This window comes from Bacillus sp. 204(2023) (assembly GCF_037027505.1).
Lineage (GTDB): Bacteria > Bacillota > Bacilli > Bacillales > Bacillaceae > Bacillus > Bacillus subtilis.
This window is the reverse complement of sequence record NZ_JAXCHE010000001.1, coordinates 166861-191372: the sequence shown is the minus strand read 5'-3', so window position 1 is coordinate 191372 and position 24512 is coordinate 166861. Positions and strand designations below refer to the sequence as shown.

The window sequence follows — 24512 nt, the reverse complement described above, 5'->3', positions numbered from 1 at the left end:
TAGAGGATCCTCTACCGGTTTATCATTTTTTTGATCGCTCCCCAAGCTTCGTCTTTTCCCTTTTTCGTTTCTGAGGAAAAGAGAATCAGCTCGTCTTCCGGATCAATATTTAATGTTTGTCGGACAACCTTCGCGTGTTTGTCCCATTTGCCTTTCGGGATCTTATCCGCCTTTGTAGCGATAACAATAACAGGAATGCCGTAATACTTTAAAAATTCATACATCTGTACATCATCATTAGATGGCGCATGCCGCAAATCAACGATCTGCACCACAGCTTTTAATTCCTCGCGTGTCGTGATATAGGTTTCAATCATTCTGCCCCATGCTTCACGCTCAGACTTTGACACTTTGGCAAAACCGTAGCCCGGCACATCCACAAAATGCAGCTCATCATTGATAATGTAGAAATTAAGCGTTTGTGTTTTTCCTGGCTTTGATGACGTTCTCGCAAGATTTTTACGATTGATTAATGAATTGATAAAAGACGATTTTCCTACGTTCGATCTTCCGGCCAATGCGATTTCCGGAAGCCCCCCTTCAGGGTACTGTTCCGGTTTTACTGCACTGATCACGATTTCTGACTTTGTGACTTTCATTTCTTCTCTCCTACTAAGGCATGTTCCAAAACCTCGTCTAAGTGGGACGCCAATATAAATGTCAGCCCCTCCCTGACGCTTTCCGGAATATCCTCTATATCTTTTTCATTATCTTTAGGCGCAATAATGGTCGTTAATCCCGCTCTATGTGCGCCAAGCGCTTTTTCCTTCAAGCCGCCGATCGGCAGCACGCGCCCGCGAAGCGTGATTTCTCCAGTCATGCCAACTTCACGCGAAACCGCCCGTCCCGTTAAAGCAGAAACAAGCGCTGTTGCCATCGTAATACCGGCTGACGGACCATCTTTTGGCACCGCACCCTCTGGTACATGTATATGAATATCATACTTCTCATGAAAGTCAGGTTCAATGCCAAGTTCTTCTGTTTTGGATCGCACATAGCTGAATGCAGCCTGAGCAGACTCTCTCATAACATCTCCGAGCTTTCCTGTCAGGATTAATTTCCCTTTCCCCGGAGAAAGCGATACTTCAATCGACAGCGTATCTCCGCCAACGGTTGTATAAGCAAGCCCTGTCACTACACCAACCTGATCCTCTGTTTCAGCTTGTCCATATCTGAAAATACGTTTTCCGATAAAGTCTTGAAGGTTCTTCTCAGTAACCGTAATCCGTTTTCGCTCTTCAGCAACAATGGCTTTTGCAGCTTTACGGCAAATCGCGGCAAGCTGGCGTTCAAGGCTTCTCACACCAGCTTCTCTCGTATAGTAGCGGATAATATCAAGAATCGCCTGATCACGCAGCTGCAGGTTGCTTTTCTTCAGCCCGTGTTCTTTGATTTGCTTTGGAAGCAAGTGATCCTTTACGATTTCAAGTTTTTCTATTTCTGTGTAGCCTGCGATATTAATAATTTCCATTCTGTCTCTGAGCGGACCCGGAATTGTGGCCAAATTGTTCGCCGTTGCGATAAACAGCACTTTGGATAAATCAAAGGTTTCTTCAATATAGTGATCACTGAAGCTGCTGTTTTGCTCTGGATCAAGCACTTCAAGCATAGCGGATGATGGGTCTCCTCTAAAATCAGATGACATTTTGTCAATTTCGTCTAATAAGAAGACCGGATTCAGCTTGCCCGCTTTTTTCATCCCTTGAATAATACGTCCAGGCATTGCTCCGACATAGGTCCGTCTGTGTCCGCGTATCTCTGATTCGTCCCGAACTCCTCCGAGTGAGATTCTGACGAATTTGCGTCCCAAGCTTTTTGCAATTGATTTGGCTAAAGACGTTTTTCCGACACCTGGAGGTCCTGCCAAACAGAGAATCGGGCCTTTCAGGGATTTGGTCAGCTTCTGGACAGCCAAATATTCTAAAATACGTTCTTTTACTTTTTCAAGCCCGTGGTGCTCTTCGTCCAAGAGACGTCCTGCTTCTTTCAAATCAAGCTTATCATTTGTTTCATCCGTCCACGGAAGAGCAACCAGCCAGTCGATATAGTTGCGGATCACAGAGCTTTCCGCAGAACTTGACGGAATTTTTTCATATCTGTTCAATTCTTTAAGCGCTGTTTCCTTCACATGATCAGGCATGCCTGCTTCTTCGATTTTTTCCGTCAGCGTCTGAACTTCGCCAGTTTTGCCTTCTTTATCGCCAAGCTCTTTTTGAATCGCCTTCATTTGTTCTCGTAAGTAGTATTCCTTCTGCGTACGCTCCATCGAACGTTTGACGCGCTGGCCGATTTTTTTCTCAATCTCCAGCACTTCTTTTTCATTATTAATAAAATCAATGACCTTGTTCAGCCTGTCTTTGACATCAGCCGTTTCTAAAATATCCTGCTTATCCTTTAGTTTAAGGGGCAGATGAGAAGCAACGATGTCTGCCATTCTCCCCGGCTCTTCGATATCAGTAACCGCGGCGTACGTTTCGGCCGAGATTTTTTTAGAAATTTTTATGTACTGATCAAAGTGGTCTAGCAAAGTCCGCATCAATGCTTCGTCTTCTGTATCTTTTGAATCATCTTCATGAATAAGTTGAATGTCGACCGACGTGTAATCCTCGTGTTCATTGTATTTAACGATATGGGCGCGCTTGAGGCCCTCCACCAACACACGAATCGTACCGTTCGGAAGCTTCAGCATTTGCTTAATTTTTGTATAGGTGCCGACAGTGAAAATCTCGTCTTCACCAGGTTCGTCTATCGAAATATCCTGCTGAGTGGCTAAAAATATCATATGATCATGCATCATTGCCTGTTCAAGAGCCTGAACCGACTTGTCACGTCCTACATCTAAATGCAAAACCATCGTCGGGTACACTAATAAACCTCTTAAAGGGAGGAGTGGGATGCTGCGTTTTAATTCTTCTGCCATGTGACTGACACCTCCGTGACTTTAGTATGAACCATTATAATACAACTTTTTCATCCTTGTACAATAAACGGCATGGTTCCATTTTCTATAAAACAGTCTCCTCGTAGTATACCCTTTCTTTCTGATATGAAAAAGGAAAAGATGTCCTTCATGAAAAAAACCCTATTATCAAAATAGGGTTTAAACAGATTCTTTATTGATTTCAATATGAAACGGTTTTTGTTCCGTTGGCGGATTCACTAAAATTTCATCAAGCACTTCTTGGAACGTCTTCACTGCAATAATTTCGATCCCGTCAATCTGCTTTAAGATCGCCTGCTGATTTTCATATGGGATAATCACCTTTTTCGCACCGGACTGCTTGGCCGCTTTTATTTTCGGAATGACGCCTCCGATGGGTTTCACAAGACCGTTCAGGCTGATTTCGCCCGTCATCGCAACGGTATTGTCAATAGGAATTTTGTGTATCGCCGAGAAAATCCCCGCCGCCATCGCAATGCCTGCTGACGGCCCATCAATCGGAATCCCTCCTGGGAAATTGATGTGAATATCATAATCAGAAGGCTTCATTCCCATTGTCCGGAGCACGGTTAATACATTTTCAACCGAACCCTTCGCCATGCTTTTTCGTCTGATTGATTTTGATTGGCTGCCGATGCTTTCTTCTTCAGCTATTCCGGTGATGTTAATTGATCCTTTATCTTGAGCCGCGGTTACACTCACTTCGATTTCCAGAAGCGATCCGCTGTTAGGCCCATAGACTGCAAGCCCATTTACAATGCCGACCTGTGGTTCAACACCGATTTTTTGCTCATGCTTCGGTGTGAGCTGACTAGAGTGGATGACCCATTCAATATCCTCAATGGTAATGTCTTTCCGATTCTCCGTAACAGCCATCCCCGCTGCGATTTGAATCATATTGACAGCTTCCCGTCCGTTCCGCGTGTAGCTGGTCAAAAGATCTAGGCCTTCTTCGGAGATATTTTTTTCAATTTTATCAGCTGCTGTTTTAGCAACCGTTTTCAGCTCATCCTTTTCAAGCTCGCGGAAAAAAACCTCCAAACAGCGGGACCTGATAGCTGGCGGAATTTCGTTTGGCATTCTCGTGGTCGCGCCAATCAAGCGAAAATCAGCCGGCAGCCCATTTTGAAAAATATCATGAATATGATTCGGAATTTGTGTATTTTCCTCACTGTAATACGCACTGTCTAAAAAGACTTTTCTGTCCTCAAGCACCTTCAGCATTTTATTCATTTGAATAGGATGCAGCTCCCCTATTTCATCAATAAACAGCACACCGCCATGGGCATGGGTGACAGCTCCCTGCTTCGGCTGCGGAATCCCAGCCTGTCCCATCGCTCCGGCCCCTTGGTATATCGGGTCATGGACAGAGCCAATGAGCGGATCGGCAATTCCTCTTTCATCAAAACGGGCTGTTGTCGCATCGAGTTCCACAAAGACAGCCTGCTCTTTAAACGGTGATTGTTTATGTTTTTTTGCTTCTTCCAACACAAGCCGCGCAGCAGCCGTTTTCCCAACTCCCGGTGGCCCATAGACAATCACATGCTGAGGATTTGGCCCGCATAAAGCAGCCTTTAATGCTTTAATGCCGTCTTCCTGTCCGACGATATCTTGAAAGCTTTTGGGGCGGACCTTCTCAGATAATGGCTCGGACAAGCTGATAGCGCGCATTTTCCGAAGCTGCTCCATTTCCTTCTTTGATTCTTTATCTATTGTGACCTTTTGTGTCCTTTGATTTTTAAGCAAATTCCAAAAATACAAACCGATGATGATCCCAAAAAACAGCTGAATAAATAACGCGATCCCTGTCCAACTCATGGTGGTCCCTCCTGAAAAACAATTTATGTATCCAATTCATTCCTCTGATTGCTAGTATCTCCCATAGAAGACGGGAATAAACGTTTTTCCGGAAGAGTTGCATGCAAAAAAACCTCCTGAGTGTTACCACTCAGGAGGTTTGTACTTATCTTTATGCAGATGTTTTATCTTGGCTTACCTCAGTGCCGTCTTTTAATAAGAGGCGAGGAGGCTCTCCGTGTGTCACAGTTGCCCCGGTGATTACACATTTTTCAATGTCATCACGAGAAGGCAGCTCAAACATCACATCAAGCATGATGCCTTCAATGATGGAACGGAGTCCGCGTGCTCCAGTCTTGCGTTCAATTGCTTTTTTAGCAATTTCAGAAAGCGCTTCTTCTTCAAACTCAAGCTCAACGTTGTCAAGCTCAAGCATTTTCTTGAATTGCTTAACAAGAGCGTTTTTCGGTTTTGTTAAAATCGCAACCAATGCTTCTTCGTCAAGCTTTTCAAGGCTTGCAATAACCGGAAGACGTCCGATAAATTCAGGAATTAACCCGAAACGGAGCAAATCTTCTGGAAGCACTTTTGAAAGAAGATCTTCTTTCTCAAGATCAGCAGCTTTATTGTCGGCACCGAATCCAATCACTTTTTGGCCTAAACGGCGTTTGATGATTTGTTCGATACCATCGAAAGCTCCGCCGCAAATGAACAAAATATTTGTTGTGTCAATTTGAATGAATTCTTGATGAGGATGCTTACGTCCCCCTTGAGGCGGCACGCTTGCCACTGTACCCTCAAGAATTTTAAGCAATGCCTGCTGTACACCCTCACCTGACACATCACGTGTGATAGACGGGTTTTCAGATTTTCTAGCCACTTTATCGATTTCATCAATATAGATAATGCCTTTTTCGGCTTTTTCCACATCATAATCAGCAGCTTGGATGAGCTTCAAGAGAATATTCTCTACATCTTCACCCACGTATCCAGCTTCAGTCAAAGATGTAGCGTCTGCAATCGCAAACGGCACATTTAAAATGCGAGCCAATGTTTGCGCCAGAAGGGTTTTACCGCTTCCCGTAGGGCCGATTAATGAAATATTACTTTTTGAAAGCTCAACATCATCAACTTTGCTGTTAGAGTTAATGCGCTTATAGTGGTTATACACAGCAACAGCAAGTGATTTCTTCGCTTGATCTTGGCCGATGACATATTCATTCAAAATTTCACGAATTTCCTGAGGCTTTGGTACGTCTTTAAATTCTACTTCTTCTTCTGTTCCGAGTTCTTCCTCTACAATTTCAGTGCAGAGTTCGATACATTCGTCACATATATATACACCAGGTCCAGCTACAAGCTTACGAACCTGATCTTGTGTTTTTCCACAGAACGAGCATTTTAATTGTCCTTTTTCCTCGTTAAATTTAAACATTCTTTCACCCCTTAATCTTGTCTCACTTTTTCTTTTACCGGCAGAGCAAAAGAAAATGATTCTTGAAACGAACGAGTATGTATTGCATTTTACCATACTTTCCAAAAAGACGGTAACAATGTGTTTCTGACTTGCACATTCTATATGTATGACAAAAAACAGCCCTGCATTAACTATATTGCCCCAAGAAAAAGAGATAACTCATAATTGTACAAAACAAGGCACGAATGATTCGCGCCCTGTTTTATTAGTACTATTATTATGCACCATATTAACGGTTTTCTACAAGAAAATCAATTGCTTTGCGAACTTTTAAATCTTCTTTCATCGCGTCAGTAGAACCGATGGCTTGTTTAATATTTTCAACAGGCATGTTGTATGCTTCAGCCATTTTAGTAAGCTCAGCATCAACTTCCTCATCTGATACTTCAAGGTTTTCCGCTTTCGCAATCGCCTCAAGAGTCAGGTTAGATTTTACGCGTTTTTCAGCATCTTCTTTCATTTGCTCTTTAAGCGCAGCTTCATCTTGACCTGAGAATTGAGTGTAAAGCTCAAGGTTCATGCCTTGCATTTGCAGACGCTGTTCGAATTCTTTCAGCATGCGGTCAAGCTCAGTGTCGACCATTGCTTGCGGAACATCGATTTCAGCATTTTCAGAAGCTTTCAGAACAAGCTCTTCACGCAATTTAGCGTCAGCTTCGTTTTCTTTTGCTTCTTCCAGACGTTTCTTTGTTTTTTCAGTTAATTCAGCAAGTGTTTCCACTTCTTCATCGATATCTTTTGCGAATTCATCGTTAAGCTCAGGAAGCTCTTTCGCTTTGATTTCGTGAATTTTCACTTTAAACACAGCTGGTTTGCCTGCAAGCTCTTCAGCGTGGTATTCTTCTGGGAATGTCACTTCAACATCTTTCTCAGCGCCTGCTTCAAGACCAACTAACTGATCTTCGAAGCCAGGGATGAATGAGCCAGATCCTACTTCAAGAGAGTAGTTTTCAGCTTTTCCGCCTTCGAAAGCTTCGCCGTCAACGAATCCTTCGAAATCAAGAACAACTGTGTTTCCTTCTTCAACGGCGCCTTCTTCTTTTACAACAAGCTCAGCTTGACGCTCTTGAAGGGCTTTTAGTTCGTTTTGAACATCTTCGTCAGTTACAGTTGTGTCGTCTTTTTCAATGCCCAGGCCTTTGTATTCGCCAAGCTTCACTTCAGGTTTTACTGTTACTTTCGCAGTGAAGATTAAGCTTTCGCCTTTTTCGATTTTTTCAACGTCGATTTCAGGACGGTCTACAGGCTCGATTCCAGCTTTTTCAACCGCTTTAGGGTATTCTACAGGAAGAAGAATATCCAAAGCATCTTGGTAAAGAGCTTCTACGCCAAAGCGCTGTTCGAATAATCCGCGAGGAATTTTACCTTTACGGAATCCAGGAATTGAAACTTGTTTTACTACTTTTTTAAATGCATCATCAAGTGCTGTTTTAAACGTTTCAGCATCAACTTCAACCGTTAAAACGCCTTCGTTGCCTTCTTGTTTTTCCCATTTTACAGACATGTGTTTCCCTCCAAAAATCTATTCAGGTTGTGTCGGTCTTCCATTCTAAAGCAATCATTCGGCTTCGTCCAACAAAAACAAAGCTGCCAAAGATCAGAATCATTATGTATAGATGTTAATAATGAACTGCAAAGCCTGTCCAACCGTATTTCTTATAACCCGTTATACACAAATACAACCACTATATTATAACATAACACATAGCGCTTTCAACTATATGGCGCGATTTACAAATAAGAAATTTCTTCAATATCTTTTAACATTGTGCAAGCTTCATCGAGTTCTCTGTCGGTAAATTCATACATCATATGAAGTTCTTCTCTTTCAATTTCAATTCCGTGCATCTCGTAACCGACTTTATGCAGGGCAGCCGCCCAAAGGTCAGCCGACAGCAATTTCGGCTGGAACGGATATAAAACGTACAAATGTCTTCTCCACAATTCTTCTACTGCCGCATATAAGGTTGGATTTTCATTTCCAAGTGTCTCATCCAGCACCCTGAGAACACGGTGCAGAATCGGCGCGGCATCAGGCGGAACAATCTCAGACGGTTCAATTGTCAACGACTCGCCAAATTTACTAATGTGTACAGGTTTACTGTACTCATGCTCAGCCAACAGCATGACAATCATCGTTTTGATAATCGGATGGGCTGAGGGGTCTTGGAGGATTGTTTTGAGCAATCCTGTATACTTTGCTACGTTACGGTCTTTTAAGGAATGAATGAGATTCATTTGCTCCTCAGGGCTTGCCAGCACTTTCTCGGTGTCAATTGTATCCTCATATTCTTCGGCCCAAGCCTCGTCCTCACGATCCGGATCGGTCATTTTCCGGCTGAAATCCAGCAGCTTATAAAATTGCTCGGCGCTTTCTGCCGGCAGCTGATTTTCTTCCAAAACGGCTTCAATGGTGCTTTTGACTTCCTCGTATTTTTTGAGCTGAATTAAGATGGTCATGTACACCTGCAAAACCGTAAAATAATGGCCATAACCTTCTTTGAGCATCTTCTCGCACACGCTTTTTGCCTCTTCCAGCTCGCCCAGCTCTAAAAAGCAGATGGCCATCCCTAAGTGAAGATCGGATTCAGTATCATCATATTTCATCGCTTCTGAAAACAGTTCAAGCGCTTCTTGATACTTTTTTTCCTTTAGTGATGACATCCCTTTTTCCACAAGGCGGTCTTTCAGATGAGGAAAAGGAATAATTTTTGCGTTCTTCTTGTCATGCGTCATACCTATATTCCTTTCAGGCATTTATTTTGTTCAAGTGTATCAACACCTGTGAACAAACACAAGAAATGAAATGTTTCATAAGGCAAAAAAAGCCGCCGGACAAATACCGGCCGCTTTTTCAGGCTTGAAGCCAAGAGCTTCTTTGTGATTCAAATTGCTTGATTTCATCCTCCAGCAGCAGCGTTAAGGAAATTTCATCATATCCGTTAATCAGCATCTCTTTCCAATGCGGATCAACTTCAAATGAAATTTGATTGCCTTCACTGTCATGAATCAGCTGCTTTTCAAGGTCAACAGTCATTTGCAATGACTTGTTTTCATACTGGCCGACAAGCTGTTTCCAATTGTCATATGGCATGCGGATCGGAAGCATGCCGTTTTTAAAGCAGTTCTGATGGAAAATATCAGCAAATGACGGTGCAATAATAATTTTAAACCCATAATCATCAAGTGCCCACGGAGCGTGTTCACGCGATGACCCGCAGCCGAAGTTTTCTCCTGCTATTAAAATGGAAGCTCCTTGATAAACAGGCTGGTTTAATTCAAATTCAGGGTTCGGTTCACCATTCGCATCATATCTCCAGTCAAAGAATGCAAAACGCCCGTAGCCTGTTCTTTCAATCCTCTTCAAAAATTGCTTAGGAATAATCTGGTCTGTATCCACATTGATCCGATTTAATACGGCTGCTTTCCCCGTATGTGATTTCAAAGGTTCCATCTCGCGCACTCCTTACACAACTGTTTTTTTCTGATAAAACTTTCTGACATCAACGAAGTGTCCGTGAATGGCAGCCATCGCAGCCATTGCCGGGCTGACGAGATGTGTTCTTGCACCTTTTCCTTGTCTGCCCTCGAAGTTGCGGTTAGAGGTTGATGCACAGCGCTCTCCCTCAGGAACAACATCATTATTCATACTCAAACACATGCTGCAGCCTGACTCTCTCCATTCAAATCCAGCTTCCAAGAAAATCTGGTCAAGCCCTTCTTTTTCAGCCTGAAGCTTCACGCTTTGGGATCCGGGCACGACGATGGCCCTTACGCTGTCAGCTACCTTCTTCCCTTTGATCATGTCAGCAGCCTGGCGAAGGTCAGTCATGCGGGAATTTGTGCAGGAACCGATAAATACGTGCTCCACTTTAATGTCTTCAATTTTTTGGTGAGGAGTCAATCCCATATATTCATAAGCGCGAATCGCTTCTTTTTTATCGTCTTCTGCAGAAAAGCTTTCCGGCGCAGGAACTTCAGAATCGACAGGAAGAACCATTCCCGGGTTAATGCCCCATGTCACCATAGGGGAAATTTTGTTGCCGTCAAGGACGATAGATTTATCGTAAACAGCGCCCGGGTCTGTGCGCAGCGCCTTCCATTCCTCTACGGCCTTGTCAAATTCTTCGCCTTTTGGCGTGTACTTGCGGTTTTTGCAATATTCAAACGTCACCTCGTCAGGTGCAATCAAACCAGCTCTTGCTCCTGCTTCAATTGACATGTTACAAACAGTCATTCGTTCATCCATCGTCATATTTCTGAATACTTCCCCAGTGTATTCAATGACGTAGCCCGTGCCGAATTTCACACCGTATTTGCCGATGACAGCAAGGATGACATCCTTTGCCGTTACCCCTTTTTGAAGCGTTCCATCTACGCGCACTTCAAGTGTTTTTGGACGTTGCTGCCAAAGTGTCTGTGTGGAAAGGACATGTTCAACTTCACTCGTCCCGATTCCAAATGCAAGAGCGCCGAAAGCGCCATGTGTTGATGTATGACTGTCACCGCACACAATCGTTTTCCCTGGAAGCGTTAAGCCCAGTTCAGGGCCGACGACATGAACAATCCCTTGATCCACACTGTGAAGATCGGCAAGGCGCACGCCAAATTCCTCACAGTTTCTTTCAAGCGCCGTTACCTGGCGTTTCGCAACTTCATCCTTTATCTCAAAACGATTGACAGTCGGGATGTTGTGGTCCATTGTCGCAAACGTATTTTGGGGTCTTCTGACCTTTCTTCCCTTTTGTCTCAAGCCTTCAAATGCCTGAGGAGACGTCACCTCATGAATGAGGTGCAAATCAATATAGAGAAGATCCGGCTTTCCCTCACCATGTTTTACAATATGCTGATCCCAAATCTTTTCGATGATTGTTCGAGGCATCATCTTTTATTTCCTCCCTCTACCTAGAGCTAAGACCGCTTAACGTAAGCTGTCACACATTAGAAATTGTATTTTCACTCATGATTGCTGCCTTAACTTCCTCTGTAATGGCCTGAGTGCTGCTGAACTCTTCACCCCGTGCCAAGTCTCTTGTTCTTTTTCCGGAAGCCAAGACTTTGTTTACCGCATCTTCTACAGCTTTCGCTTCCTCTTCAAGCCCGAAAGATGTTCTCAAAAGCATTGCCGCTGACAATATGGCTGCGAACGGATTTGCCATCCCTTTACCGGCAATATCAGGCGCGGAGCCATGAACAGGTTCAAACAGATGAAGACCAGAGCTTGATAGGCTGGCTGACGGGAGCATTCCGAGCGAGCCTGTAAGCATGGACGCTTCATCGCTTAAAATATCACCGAACATATTTTCAGTCACCACGACATCAAATTGATTCGGTGCATAAATTAGCTGCATGGCCGCGTTATCCACAAGCATGTGCTCAAGCTTCACATCGGGAAACTCTTGTGCAACGTCCTCAGCCACTTCACGCCACAGCCGGCTTGATTCAAGAACATTCGCTTTATCTACAGAGGTCACTTTGCCTTTTCTGGCTGCCGCCATTTTGAAGCCCTCTCTGATCACTCGTTCAATTTCCGTTCGCTTATAAAACAGTGTATCTACTGCTTCCTGCTCACCTTCAGTGTTTACATAGCGTTTGCTCGGCTGGCCGAAATACAAGCCGCCTGTGAGCTCACGAACGATAACGAAATCAACATTATCTATATATTCTTTTTTCAAAGGCGAAGCGTCAGAAAGGCTTTCAAATACCTTCACAGGCCGTAAATTCGCAAACAAATCAAGCTGTTTTCTGATGCTGAGCAGCCCTTTTTCCGGTCTCAGTTCCGAAGGATTTTGATCCCATTTCGGTCCGCCGACAGCGCCAAGCAATATCGCGTCTGCATTTTTACAAGCAGCAACGGTTTCCTCCGGGAGGGGGTTATGATGTTCATCAATAGCCGCCCCTCCAATCAGGCCATATTCAAATTCAAATTCATGGTTAAAGCGTTCGGCAACACTTTTCAGTACGTCTGTCGCTGATTCTAATACTTCAGGGCCGATCCCGTCTCCGGGCAATAGAGCAATACGTTTCTTCAAGTTAACCGTTCTCCTTTCTTTTATGATCCGACAGCTGTGTGGTTTTTCAATCCGCTCATATTCGACTGGAAAACCAATTGACGGTTGACTGCGTTCAAATAGGCTTTCGCTGATGCTTCTAATACGTCTTGCGCTATGCCCCGCCCTGCTGATTCTATTCCGTTCACCAAAACTCTTACATACACCTGGGCAAACGCATCTTCGCCTTTTCTGTTAGACTGAGTGCGGTAGTCTAAGAGCTCCACGTCCTTATCGATGCAGCGCTCAAGCGTATTGTAGATTGCTTCCACGCTTCCAGCTCCAGTTGCAGCTTCCTGAATAAGCTCTGCGTTTTCTTGATTTTTCAAAGAAAGAGTAGCCGTAGGGACCTGACTTGTTCCGTAATGTACTTGCAGAGAAAGAAATTCATACCCAATCTTGCGATCTGTTACTTTTTCTTCTAAAATAAGAGAAACAAGATCCTCATCAGTGATTTCTTTTTTCTTCTCAGTCAACTCTTTGAACATCGTAAAGAATTTATTAATCTCTTCACTGTCAAATTGGAATCCTAAAGCAGTCAGCCGGTCTTTAAATGCGTGGCGTCCGGAATGTTTACCTAGGACAAGCGCATCTGCGGTTACGCCGACAAGCTCCGGTGAAATAATTTCATAAGTCGATTTTTCTTTTAAAAAGCCGTCCTGATGGATGCCTGATTCATGAGCAAATGCATTATCTCCAACAACCGCTTTGTTGCGCGGGACAGCCATGCCTGTCAGTTTGCTTACTAAATCACTTGTTCTCTTAATCTCGTTCAGCGTAATACCTGTTTCGACTTGGTAGAAATCTTTTCTGGTATGGAGGGCTACGGCAATTTCCTCTAATGCCGCGTTTCCGGCTCTTTCACCGATCCCATTCACAGCGCATTCGATTTGATCAGCGCCATTTTCAATCGCAGCAAGAGAGTTTGCGACTGCCATTCCCAAATCATCATGACAGTGGGCTGAAAGCTTTGCTTTGTGAATGTTCGGAACGTTTTCTTTCATATATTTAAAGATATTTCCGTATTCCGCCGGGGCCAGGTAGCCGACAGTGTCCGGAAGATTGATAACACTGGCGCCTGCGTCAATCACTTTCTCGACGATTTCTGCTAGAAACGGCAGTTCAGTGCGGCAGGCATCTTCAGCTGACCATTGCACAATCGGAAAACGTTCTTTTGCGTATTTCACCATTTCAACCGCTCTTTCAATGACTTGCTCACGTGTCATTTTCAGCTTGTGCTTCAAATGAATGTCCGATGTGGCGATAAAAACATGTATTCTCGGATGAGCACCTTCTTTTAACGCTTCCCAAGCAGCATCAATATCACCTTTTACACAACGGGCCAGACCAGTTACTGAACAATTTTTAATGGTTCTTGCGATTTCCTGAACAGCTAAAAAGTCACCTCGGGACGAAGCGGGAAATCCCGCTTCAATGATATCTGCCCCGAGTCTTTCGAGCTGCTTAGCTATGGCAAGTTTCTCCTGTGTATTCAAGTTCACTCCAGGGGACTGTTCACCATCACGAAGCGTCGTATCGAAAAAATTAATTTTGCGCAACGGAGACCACCGCTTCCTTCTTCTTGCCTTGTTTCACAAACGGCATCATTTCACGAAGCTTTCTTCCCACTACTTCGATTTGATGTTCGTTCTCGCTTGCATTGATAGCGTTGAAACGAGGACGGTTTACTTGGTTTTCGACGATCCACTCTTTTGCGAATGTACCGTTTTGGATATCTTTTAATACTTCTTTCATAGATTCTTTTACTTTAGCGTCCACAACGCGAGGACCTGATACGAAATCTCCCCACTGTGCTGTGTCAGAGATTGAATATCTCATTCCTGCAAGTCCTTCTTCGTACATAAGGTCTACGATTAATTTCAGCTCATGAAGACACTCGAAGTATGCAAGTTCAGGCTGATAACCTGCTTCAGTTAAGGTTTCAAATCCGGCTTTGACAAGCGCGCTTAATCCGCCGCAAAGAACTGCTTGCTCACCGAACAAATCTGTTTCTGTTTCTTCTTTAAATGTCGTTTCTAATACGCCCGCTCTTGCGCCGCCGATTCCTTTAGCATAAGCGAGGGCTTTGTCTCTTGCTTCTCCAGTCACATCTTGATAGATTGCGAACAATGCAGGTACGCCAGCTCCTTGCTCATATGTTCTTCTGACCAAGTGTCCCGGGCCTTTAGGGGCCACTAAGAATACATCTACATCCGCTGGAGGAACAATTTGATGGAAATGCACGTTAAATCCATGAGCGAATACTAATGATTTTCCTGCTGTCAATTCATCTTTGATTTCAGCTTCGTATACTTTTTGCTGCTGCTCATCCGGAAGCAGAACCATGATGATTTCGGCTTGGGCTGCCGCTTCTTTTACTGAAAATACTTTATGTCCGTCTTCTTGGGCTTGAGTGAAAGATTTTCCTTGTCTAACACCGACGATAACGTCTACTCCGCTTTCTTTAAGGTTCAGGGCATGTGCGTGGCCTTGCGAACCGTACCCGATAACCGCTACTGTTTTTCCAGCCAATACGTTCTCTTTGATATCACCGTTATAATATACTTTTACCATTTCAATCTCTCCCTTGTTATGTTTTATACAATAGATATTGTTTTATTGGATGACGCCTTTTGCTGGGTTCCCCTCGCAAAAGCCGTTGTACCTGTTCTCGCGATTTCTTTAATGCCATAAGGTTTTAATAACTCAATAAGCGCTTCAATTTTGTTAGATTCACCTGTCACCTGAACAACGATGCTGTCTCTGCTGACATCAACGACAGAGGCTCTAAACGGTTCTATGATTCCATTAATCTCTGTTCTTGTTGAAGGTGCGGAGACAACCTTGATTAAGGCCAGCTCCCTCTGGACAATCGATTGATTTGTGATGTCTGTGACTTTCAGCACATCAATCTGTTTGTTGAGCTGTTTCGTTAACTGTTCAACATCATTTTCACCTTCAACATGAACGACGAAGGTGATTCTGGAAACGCCGGCTGTTTCTGTGTGTCCAACTGTAATGCTTTCAATGTTGTAATGCCTTTTTGTGAATAGACCGGTGATCCGGTTTAACACCCCGGAGCGGTTCACCACAGTCAATGTGATAATTCTTTTCAAGGTTTCACCCCCACCATTTCATGCAGCCCTTTCCCCGGAGCCACCATCGGGAATACTTTTTCTTCGCTGGCAACCCGCACGTCAATGACAACAGGTTCTCTTGACGTTAATGCCTCTTCCAGCTTTTCCTTTGCTTCCGCTTCTGATGAAATTCTGATGCCTTTAATGCCGTATGCTTCGGACAATTTGACGAAGTCAGGCTGAGAAGCGAATTTAGATTCTGAATAACGTTCTTCATAGAAAATTTCCTGCCACTGTCTGACCATTCCGAGACAAGCGTTATTTAAAATCACTACCTTGACCGGAAGATTTAATTCGCGAATAACATCGAGTTCTTGAAGCGTCATTTGGAATCCGCCGTCTCCGACAACCGCGACAACAGTAGCATCTTTTTCGGCCAGCTGTGCGCCGATCGCCGCCGGAAGACCGAATCCCATCGTTCCAAGTCCGCCTGACGTGACCCATTTATCTGCTTTTTGGAACGGATAAAATTGCGCTGACCACATTTGATGCTGGCCTACATCCGTTGCGACAATGGCCTCTCCTTTTGTAAATTGATGAATATATTCAATCAATTTCTGAGGTTTAAAACCTTCTTCTTCATTATCTACATACCAGAGCGGATACTCTTCTTTCCATTCTGCGAGCTGTTTTTTCCATTCGCTTGAATCGCTTTGTTTGCCGTCTTGTTTGATCAGCTCCTGCAGGACAATTTTGCTGTCTCCGACTACAGGAATCTGTGTTTTCATGATTTTTCCGATTTCAGCTGGATCAATATCGATGTGGGCTATCTTTGCGTTTCTGGCAAAGTGTTTCAGGTTTCCTGTGACACGGTCATCAAAACGGGCGCCGATACTGATTAATAGATCACATTCATGAAGGGCCATATTGGCTGTATAAGTACCGTGCATTCCCGCCATCCCTAGGAAAAGCGGATGGTCAGCCGGGAAGCCTCCGAGCCCCAAAAGGGTGTGTGCCACAGGGATTTGCTGCTGTTCAGCATAATTTTTTAATTCTTCTGACGCTTTTCCGTGCAGTACGCCCGCACCCGCCAGGATCACCGGTTTTTTCGCACTGCTCACGGCTTCCACAAGCTTGCGGATCTGCAAATAATTCGGCTCTGTTGTCGGCTGGTATCCCGGGAGATTCATCTTATGATCGTAGCTGAATTCTCCTTCAATCGTTGCTACATCTTTCGGAATATCAATCAATACAGGTCCGGGTCTTCCAGTTGTTGCAATATGGAACGCTTCTTTAATGATGCGCGGCAGATCTTCCGGCTGGCGAACCTGGTAGCTGTGTTTTGTTACTGGCATCGTAATCCCTAAAATGTCTGCTTCCTGAAATGCATCGCTCCCGATTACAGAGGTTGCTACCTGCCCTGTAAAGACAACTAACGGCAATGAATCAATCATGGCATCAGCAAGGCCTGTAACAAGGTTTGTCGCTCCCGGCCCTGACGTGGCAATGACGACACCCGGTTTTCCGGAGACCCTTGCGTATCCCTCCGCTGCATGAATTGCTCCTTGTTCGTGACGGGGAAGGATATGTACCAACCCTGAATTGTATAGCTTATCGTAAATCGGAAGCACAGCCCCGCCCGGATAACCGAAGATCATTTCTACTTTCTCTTTTTTTAATGATTCAATCAGCATTAATGCTCCGCTCATCGTCTGTGTACATTCGGCAGATGCTGAATCCACCTGTACATTAGTCCCCATTTTAGTTCCTCCTTTTGGATTTTCATCCTTTAAAGATCATCTTTTCATTAGCTAGATAGCTGATTATTCAATAAAAAAAGCCCTTCCGCCCACAATCAGCCGCGCAGTAACTGCGATAGCTAAAAGGGGCGAAAAGGCTTTTCTTTCCGCGGTACCACCCTTGTTTACGGCCTGTTAATCGGCCGTCTCATGGATATTTCTATCCGCTTTAGTAACGAGTGAATCAAGTTCACCCGGCCAAGTCCTACTGTCATTTCAGACTGGCACTCTGAGGCGAGTTCACCTTGTAAAGCTTCGCCGGTTCTCAGCTAACCCGGTTCTCTGTGGAAAGCTTTTTCAAGGCTACTTATCCTCATCTGCGCTTTTCATATTCAGCCTTCGGAACGGCTTTCCAGCTGTTCAAGAAGGTCGTTTGTTTTTCCTTTTTTTAGAATCATACTGCGATGATTTTCGCTTGTGAAGCTTGCGTTTATCTTTTGTTGAACTCATATTACGCCGCTTTGGACGCAGTGTCAACAGCATTTTTTAAAATTATTAGACAATTTCGATTAATCAAACTATATTGTATACGCTTTCATTATTGGTACAAAAGGAATTGCAAATGTTAAAAGTTTTTATAATTTTTTTATTAATCTATCAAGAGTACACCAGAATTATTCAATTTTATATAAACATGTAAGATTTTATAACACGATATGATTCGTATATAGATTGAGTCTGACAGATCATCTTGCAATCCATTTCAATTTCGGATAGGCACCCCTATTATTCCCCGGCATACATTAATGGTATCTTGCAAAGAAAAGGTGATACGATGAATAAATCATTAGCAGACATGCAAGGATTCCCTGCAGGCTTTCCAAGCTTCCCGAGCTTTCCGCAGCAGTACTATCCTGCTGTCCCTCCCTTTTACCAGCAAAGCCATCAGCCATTTGGAGGCTACGGATACGGACAGCCGTTCAGCCAGGCATATAGCCCGTTAACCACTCCCTCTGCTATGTACTCCTCTTATCCATACACTTCAGATTTTTTCGGGCAGCAATTTTCAGGCACTGGCTTCAGCGGCCATAGCGGCGGGTTCAGTATTCCGGCGACACATGTCGGCGGTTTTAGCGGAACAGCCGGTGTGCATGGAGGCTTTAGATATTAAAGAAAATCACAAGGGCCGAACAACGATTTCGGCCTCTTTTTTGCTTTCAAGCATCTTTTGCAGCTCATACATTCCAAAAAGGCTTCAATACTGTCAGATTATCTGTCTTTATAGTTGGAAACAGGATGGAATATGATTAAGATGAATGTTTGAGGAGGAATAAAATGCATATAAAAATAGATGATTTAACTGGACATCAGGTGGTTTCACTGGTGAATGAGCATTTACATAGCATGACGCTTATGTCCCCGCCGGAAAGCATCCATGCCTTAGGTTTAGAGAAACTAAGAGGGCCTGGAATAACATTTTGGAGTGCATGGGAGGATGATGAACTAGCCGGTTGCGGAGCGCTAAAAGAACTGGACAGCCGGCACGGAGAAATCAAATCAATGCGAACATCTGCATCACATTTAAGAAAAGGCGTTGCCAAACAAATTCTCCAGCATATCATTGAAGAAGCTGGAAAGCGAGGCTATGAGCGGTTAAGCTTAGAAACGGGTTCAATGGCTTCATTTGAGCCGGCAAGAAAGTTGTATGAAAGCTTCGATTTTCAGTACTGTGAACCGTTTGCAGAGTATGTTGAAGATCCAAACAGTGTGTTTATGACGAAGGAATTGTGAGACGGCTTTATAAGGATAGATAAGTGCAGGGGAAGGTCTGTCTATCCCTTACAGTTTTCCCTTCTAAAACTTAATAGAGTAAGTCAACAAAAACCATCCAGCATTGCATTGGATGGTTTTTGGATGGATGGTTTATTTATATTTATTTACTTCGTACATCAAAATATTTTTAAACACAACATAATCCTTTTTACTCTCAAAAGGCCCTTTGTTGTTGTCATGCTCATCTATTTCATAAAAGCCCGGTCCCTCTCCGGCATCACGCTGCTTGTACCATTTGAGGAATCCGTTCACTTCTTTCATAGACAGCTGATATTCTTTTTGCAAACCGTTTACCATGGTGACAACAAGAAGGGCGTCTCCGTCTTCTGCTGAGTTATCCTCAGAAGGTGTTGTTGATCCTTTGTCCTTATCTCCTGAATTGCCTTCAGAAGGTGTTGTTGATCCTTTATCCTTATCTCCCGGAGTTTCCTCTGAATCGGATGGTATGTTTAAATCCTTCAATGAAATTGACATTACTGATTTAAATTTAGAGGCTGCACTTCCAGTAAAACTGGATGTTTCCTCTCTTCCACCGATTACGTAAAGAGTATCATCAATGACGGCAGAAGAATGAGCCATTCTGTAGGGGGCTTTAGGGTTTTTTACCGCTGTAGCTGATTGACTTTTAGGATCGTACACCTTAATTCGGTTTACCCCTCCAGTCATCAGAATTTTTCCTTTGTAAGCAAGCGCAGAATAATACCCTGCTGTGAATCCTTTACCATTTTCTACCCATGTGTCTTTTTCTGGATCATAAACATAAACGATTTGGGGTATATAATGAGTTCCGCCAAGAATATATAGTTTATTATCAATTACTGCTGTAGAAGCTCCGGTTACTGCTCCGGTTACTTCATAATTTAAATTCTGTTTTTTCTGCCATTTTTTCGTTTCGAGATCGTAACTGTAAGTCGTTGCATATCTAGAATTTTCAAAGGCCACAACATATATTTTCTTTCCAATAGCTTCTGCATAAATCTTATAGGCTGGAACCTTTCTTTCAAAAGGAAGATCATCCAATTTTCCCCACGTGTCTTTTTTTGGATCATATACTTCTATTGTGTTGACAGCTCCATCGTTTGACATTCCGCCCAAGACATAAATTTTCCCATCTACAGTAACTGATGCAGCTCCCCCCCTCGCTGTTGGCATGTCGGCTTTTCTTGTCCATTCATTTGTTTTAGGATCATAGACAAACGTTTGATTCCCATAAGTACCTGGTTTTACAGTTCCGCCACCTATCACATATATCTTTCCATCTACTACACCGCTGCTTGCGCCGACACGCGGCTCAGGCAAATCTGCTCTTTCTTTCCATTCAACTGTTTCCGCGCTAACTGTTTGGAGCGATTGACACAGCGCAATAACAAATAAGAAACAAACAACGAACCATTTTTTCAAAAGAAAACACTCCTTTATTTAATTGTTTCACAAAACAAATATCGGCAAGACTATGAATTTTTTCATATCTTTTCCTGTATATTCATTTTTCAGGAAATTCTAATTAAAGTTTTCTCTAAAAAACTCGGATGTTTTCAATCTTGTTTATTTTAAAGATCAGCGGGAATTACAAACGACATGAACGATATCATGCAAATTCATGAAGGAGGAGATTGATATGAAAAGCATAGTTGGTGTATTCGAAACTCCGCAGGAAACCATCGCAGCGATTGAAGGCTTACTCACAAAAGGCTATGATTCTGACGACATCTCTGTTGTGACAAGCCGGCGAGATACAGATTATTTGGAGTCACGTACAGGAACAGAGGTCAATCAAGCCATCGATGCACATCAGGGAGAATCTGAATCTTTTTTCGATAAACTGAAAGATTATTTTACAATGGATGATACTGCTGCACACAGCAAAGCATTATCCGATTTGGATATTAAAACGGATGAAATAGACAAGTATCAAGAAGATTTGGATGACGGAAAACTTCTGGTAGCCGTCAATACAGATGCAGATGTAAATGCTCCTCTTGATAACGGCAGTGCCCTTTCAGGCGGCTTTTCAACCACAAATGAAATGGCGGATTATACAACGAAAGAAGAAAAAACGATGCCGCTCCGGGAAGAACAGCTGAAAGTCGATAAAGAAGACGTTCAAACCGGTGAAGTAGAGATAGGAAAAGAAGTAAAAACAGAAAAAAGAGATATGGATATCCCGGTGAGACATGATGAAATTTATGTCGAACGCCGGCCAGTGGATGAAAATAAAGCGGATGCTTCTCCCGTCAACGATTCGGAAGAGATCAGAGTGCCAATCGTTGAGGAAAAGCTGGAAGTGACTAAAAAACCGGTTGTCACTGATGAAGTGGTTGTCGGTAAACGCACTGTTGAAGAAAATGAACATATTTCTGAAACTGTGAAAAAAGAAGAACCTCGTCTGAATAAAGAAGGAAAAGTTGACGGCTTGGATGATGATCCGTTAAATAACAAATGAAAATCATAAGACGACAACAAAAAACCTCAAATCCAATTAGGATTTGAGGTTTTTCTTTTGGTACGTCCCAGGAGAGATTCGAACTCCCGACCGACGGCTTAGAAGGCCGTTGCTCTATCCAGCTTCCATCCTTTTTATATCGCTATTCGTTCACGTTCATGTATAACAGTCACTTTCCGAACTTTGACCGATTGACTTAATTTTCTATTATATTTGCTTATGCTTTACAATTCAAGCATTCATATAGTAGAAAACAACCCTATTGAAAAGGTAATACAGTTGTACTTAAATCTGCTATATTAAAAGGTAAAGGTATTTATTTAAAAGAGTGGTTTCATGAGAGATAACAAAGAATGCTGTCCATATTGCAATGCTGATTTGCAAGGAGAGCCTATTCCGAAAGAATCCAGAAAGTATATGGTTCTGCCCATTTTACACGAAAAATTGGTATAAGCAGTATAGAAGCTGATAGGATTATTAAATGGAAATGTCCAGACTGCAACAAAGAATGGGATATAGATTGATCATTTATCCAACAAAATCATAAATCAGATAAAGCTGGTTTTGATAATAAATAAAATCGGTACTTCATTAATTGTCGTCACCAACTTTAATCCATAAAAAAGCATCTAACCATATCTAGGTTAGATGCTCGATCTAGAGTGTTTCAATTACCCACATTCTCCGCTGCTTTATTTAAAGGAAAAAACACAGCCATAAGTAACCAATAGCATTCGGATTATCGATCGTAAATCCTCCGCCCATTAGGATTGTTTGAGAATGTTGATATATCAAGGTTTTTTGGTTTTTGGTGATTATGAATAGCAATCATGATTGTTAATTGCAAGCCTTCACGATTGTTAATGCCGTTAACTGAATTATACCCAAAGATTTATGTTCACCCAAGCAAAACCCTATCTCCCATAAGTGAGATAGGGTTTACAATTCTGGAACAATGTTATTAAGTTTCCACGTTACTGTCAGTCATTCACTATATTTTCTATTGCAAAGTAGTTGTTGCGATTTGTGAATATATTTTTTCAAAACATAAAAATAAGCCTAGAAACAAGCCTAGGCTTTAACATCTCAAATCTTATTCTATTCACACTATATTTCGGGTTATTTGTTTATCTCTCTTAACTTCTCAACATACTTAGTCCCCATCAAATACTTCAATACTAATTTACTTCTATGAAATGAACTATCAATTTCTTCCGCTTTATGAATCAAGAATAAATTATTTAAAATATTTATCAAATCTATAAATTGTCCAATTTGATTTTTTCTTTTACGTTTAGATATTTTAGGTTTAATTTGTAAACACTCTTCAAAACTATTCACTAGATGTTTTTTTAAATACTCTCCACCATGGATATATGAACAAGCAATTTTATACTCGTTCATTATTTTCCCATAATCTCTTTCTGTAATGTCCGAAGCATATTTGGCTTGCAAATCTAAAAACGCTTGTTTAGTTACATGAGTAATATATGTTTCGTCTTCTACTAGCAGTCTAACATAATTTTCTATTATAGAGCGTTGATTTAAATAATAATATCTTCTTTCATTTTTCAAATCATTTAAAATTAATGAAAGAAAATCAGATATTAGAACTTTAATGAAATAAGAATTAGGATATGCATTCAAAATATATTTAAAAAATACTAACTGTTTTGAGACAAATCTATAAAAATCCTTACTGTCGTTATCAATAGTTTTCGAAAAGGTTTTCTGATTATAATCCTCAATATAATCAATCAAATCATCAATTTCTTTTTTCCTTAGCTTAGTTTCTAAAACATTCATTTTATAACCAACCGTCAAAAGTATTCTTTTTCTTTGATGCAATGATTTTACTGTCCAAATATTTATAAAGCCTTTTTTTACATGAAAGATAGTCACTTTCAGAATATTTAACCAAAATCCTAATTACTCTTGCTACTATTAATGTTCTAGATAACATTACATATTCCTTGAATTCTACTTCGAAAACAAGTTTTAAGAATTCATTTATATCGCTATTTTTTAAGAAAACTTCCTTAGATAATATCATTTCACTTACTATACCTGTCACTTTATATCTTGAAGGCTTAGAATTTTTTAATTCATTTTTAAAAATTATTAATTCCTGCATCTTTGCCTCCTCCTATTCAGCAATTAACTTTTAAAGCCTCTATCTTCTGTATCATTTCTATAGTTATTGCCTGAGTATCTTCCAATGAAGATTTATATCTAGTTGGCAAAGTACCACTATATCCATATTGAATATGGTTCACAACATGACTAACTGAATCAAATATATCTAAATTATTAACTGTCTTTTTTGATTCAAAATCATCTTTTATCTTTTTCTGTTTTGAATTAATTTTTTTATTCATCATAGTATAAATGATACCTAAACATTTTAATGGAATTTGTTCATCATCTACTAAGTTACTTATAGCAGTTTGTAATGAATCAATACCAATTATAGAATATCTATCTATTCTATTCGGAATTAAATAAAAATCAGATGCTAATAAGGCACTATCTGTATAAATCGTCAGAGTAGGTGGACAATCTATTAAAATATAGTCATATTCTTCTCTCAATTTATTAATACTAATAAAGTTTCTTAATCGTTTAACTAGGGCTGAATCACTAATTTTATTTGCCAACACAAGATTCAAATCGCCACATACTATATCTAAATTTTCTTTAACATTAATTATTATTTCTTCAGGTTTTGGCATTATAAATTTATGACTGACATCTAACTGTGGTTTAAATAATCGAAAGATTGTTTTGTTTTCTTGTAATACCTGGCTGTAAAAGCTAATTACTTCTTCAGTTTCATCCTCATCGTCTTCCACTGATTCTTGCGAAATTGTAACTTCAACACTCTCATCATCAATTATTTCAACATCTTCATCATTAGTAGTAATAGATTTCTTTTCCTTATATGTATCTAACAAAGAATGTGTAGCGTTAAATTGCGGGTCAATATCAATCATTAATACCTTTTTACCTTCATACCGAGCTAAATAATCAGCAATTCCAATACTTAATGTAGTTTTCCCTACTCCTCCCTTCATATTAATAAAAGAAATCACAACACCTTCTCTAGGCATATTCTTCACTCCTCACACAAAATTGAATACTATTAGTTCCCTCTA

General features: G+C 41.6%; 20 protein-coding genes, 1 tRNA gene and 1 other annotated feature. Of the genes, 3 read left to right on the top strand and 18 right to left on the bottom strand.

Annotated elements, in window-relative coordinates; genetic code table 11:
• Window positions 1-11 precede the first annotated feature (11 nt).
• The 13 genes from yihA to ilvB all read right to left on the bottom strand — a co-directional run bounded on the left by yihA (window position 12) and on the right by ilvB (window position 17102).
• The gene (gene yihA / locus WA279_RS00935; protein WP_003229621.1) at window positions 12-599 is read right to left on the bottom strand and encodes a ribosome biogenesis GTP-binding protein YihA/YsxC; all 588 of its coding nucleotides are present in this window, start codon (window positions 597-599) and stop codon (window positions 12-14) included.
• Window positions 596-2920: an endopeptidase La gene (gene lon, locus WA279_RS00930; protein WP_336153938.1), complete on the bottom strand. Its 2325-nt coding sequence runs from the start codon at window positions 2918-2920 to the stop codon at window positions 596-598. Before lon ends, yihA begins: the two co-directional genes overlap by 4 nt.
• Window positions 2921-3100: 180 nt before the next feature.
• Window positions 3101-4759: an ATP-dependent protease LonB gene (gene lonB, locus WA279_RS00925; protein ID WP_014477564.1), complete on the bottom strand. Its 1659-nt coding sequence runs from the start codon at window positions 4757-4759 to the stop codon at window positions 3101-3103.
• A gap of 151 nt (window positions 4760-4910) precedes the next feature.
• A complete protein-coding gene (gene clpX, locus WA279_RS00920) occupies window positions 4911-6173 on the bottom strand; it encodes an ATP-dependent protease ATP-binding subunit ClpX (RefSeq protein ID WP_003229613.1) in 1263 nt (420 codons plus the stop codon).
• A 271-nt stretch (window positions 6174-6444) separates the two neighbouring features.
• Window positions 6445-7719, bottom strand: coding sequence for a trigger factor (tig, locus tag WA279_RS00915; RefSeq protein ID WP_336153937.1), 1275 nt, complete (start codon window positions 7717-7719; stop codon window positions 6445-6447).
• A gap of 227 nt (window positions 7720-7946) precedes the next feature.
• Window positions 7947-8951 (bottom strand): DNA damage checkpoint antagonist DdcA, encoded by a 1005-nt coding sequence (ddcA, locus tag WA279_RS00910; protein WP_014477566.1) that lies wholly within the window; start codon window positions 8949-8951, stop codon window positions 7947-7949.
• 118 nt (window positions 8952-9069) lie between these two features.
• Entirely contained in the window at window positions 9070-9669 is a 600-nt protein-coding gene (gene leuD / locus WA279_RS00905) for a 3-isopropylmalate dehydratase small subunit (protein WP_032726329.1), read from the bottom strand.
• A gap of 12 nt (window positions 9670-9681) precedes the next feature.
• Complete coding sequence (gene leuC, locus WA279_RS00900) at window positions 9682-11100, bottom strand: 3-isopropylmalate dehydratase large subunit (protein WP_336153936.1); 1419 nt, start codon at window positions 11098-11100, stop codon at window positions 9682-9684.
• Window positions 11101-11149: 49 nt separating this feature from the next.
• The gene (leuB, locus tag WA279_RS00895; protein ID WP_015251530.1) at window positions 11150-12247 is read right to left on the bottom strand and encodes a 3-isopropylmalate dehydrogenase; all 1098 of its coding nucleotides are present in this window, start codon (window positions 12245-12247) and stop codon (window positions 11150-11152) included.
• Window positions 12248-12267: 20 nt separating this feature from the next.
• Window positions 12268-13824, bottom strand: a complete 1557-nt coding sequence (locus WA279_RS00890) for a 2-isopropylmalate synthase (protein ID WP_336153935.1) — start codon at window positions 13822-13824, stop codon at window positions 12268-12270.
• Complete coding sequence (gene ilvC, locus WA279_RS00885) at window positions 13811-14839, bottom strand: ketol-acid reductoisomerase (protein WP_003222549.1); 1029 nt, start codon at window positions 14837-14839, stop codon at window positions 13811-13813. The genes WA279_RS00890 and ilvC overlap by 14 nt, the downstream gene beginning before the upstream one ends.
• 23 nt (window positions 14840-14862) lie before the next feature.
• On the bottom strand, window positions 14863-15381 hold the full coding sequence (gene ilvN, locus WA279_RS00880) for an acetolactate synthase small subunit (RefSeq protein ID WP_004399096.1): 519 nt from the start codon (window positions 15379-15381) through the stop codon (window positions 14863-14865).
• The gene (gene ilvB / locus WA279_RS00875; RefSeq protein WP_336153934.1) at window positions 15378-17102 is read right to left on the bottom strand and encodes an acetolactate synthase large subunit; all 1725 of its coding nucleotides are present in this window, start codon (window positions 17100-17102) and stop codon (window positions 15378-15380) included. Before ilvB ends, ilvN begins: the two co-directional genes overlap by 4 nt.
• Before the next feature lie 121 nt (window positions 17103-17223).
• Window positions 17224-17470, bottom strand: a binding site (T-box leader).
• 446 nt (window positions 17471-17916) lie between these two features.
• Between ilvB and cotQ the strand changes: the two genes are divergently transcribed.
• Together cotQ and WA279_RS00865 are read left to right on the top strand one after the other, a co-directional pair.
• A complete protein-coding gene (gene cotQ, locus WA279_RS00870) occupies window positions 17917-18252 on the top strand; it encodes an inner spore coat protein CotQ (protein ID WP_038827685.1) in 336 nt (111 codons plus the stop codon).
• A gap of 164 nt (window positions 18253-18416) precedes the next feature.
• Window positions 18417-18872, top strand: coding sequence for a GNAT family N-acetyltransferase (locus WA279_RS00865; RefSeq protein ID WP_268555709.1), 456 nt, complete (start codon window positions 18417-18419; stop codon window positions 18870-18872).
• A 132-nt stretch (window positions 18873-19004) separates the two neighbouring features.
• Here WA279_RS00865 and WA279_RS00860 read toward each other — a convergent pair whose 3' ends face one another.
• Window positions 19005-20315 carry a Kelch repeat-containing protein gene (locus tag WA279_RS00860; RefSeq protein WP_336153931.1) on the bottom strand — a complete coding sequence of 437 codons (1311 nt, stop codon included), beginning with the start codon at window positions 20313-20315 and terminating at the stop codon, window positions 19005-19007.
• A gap of 217 nt (window positions 20316-20532) precedes the next feature.
• On the opposite strand from WA279_RS00860, the gene WA279_RS00855 reads away from it, so the two are divergent.
• Window positions 20533-21357, top strand: coding sequence for a YsnF/AvaK domain-containing protein (locus WA279_RS00855; protein ID WP_336153930.1), 825 nt, complete (start codon window positions 20533-20535; stop codon window positions 21355-21357).
• A 58-nt stretch (window positions 21358-21415) separates the two neighbouring features.
• On the opposite strand, the gene WA279_RS00850 is transcribed toward WA279_RS00855, so the two are convergent.
• The 4 genes from WA279_RS00850 to WA279_RS00835 form a co-directional block, all read right to left on the bottom strand.
• Window positions 21416-21507, bottom strand: a tRNA-Arg gene (locus tag WA279_RS00850).
• Between the two features lie 969 nt (window positions 21508-22476).
• Window positions 22477-23163, bottom strand: coding sequence for a hypothetical protein (locus tag WA279_RS00845; protein ID WP_336153929.1), 687 nt, complete (start codon window positions 23161-23163; stop codon window positions 22477-22479).
• 1 nt (window position 23164) lies between these two features.
• A complete protein-coding gene (locus WA279_RS00840) occupies window positions 23165-23491 on the bottom strand; it encodes a hypothetical protein (RefSeq protein WP_336153927.1) in 327 nt (108 codons plus the stop codon).
• 16 nt (window positions 23492-23507) lie between these two features.
• A complete protein-coding gene (locus WA279_RS00835; RefSeq protein ID WP_336153925.1) occupies window positions 23508-24467 on the bottom strand; it encodes a ParA family protein in 960 nt (319 codons plus the stop codon).
• Between the last annotated feature and the right edge of the window lie 45 nt (window positions 24468-24512).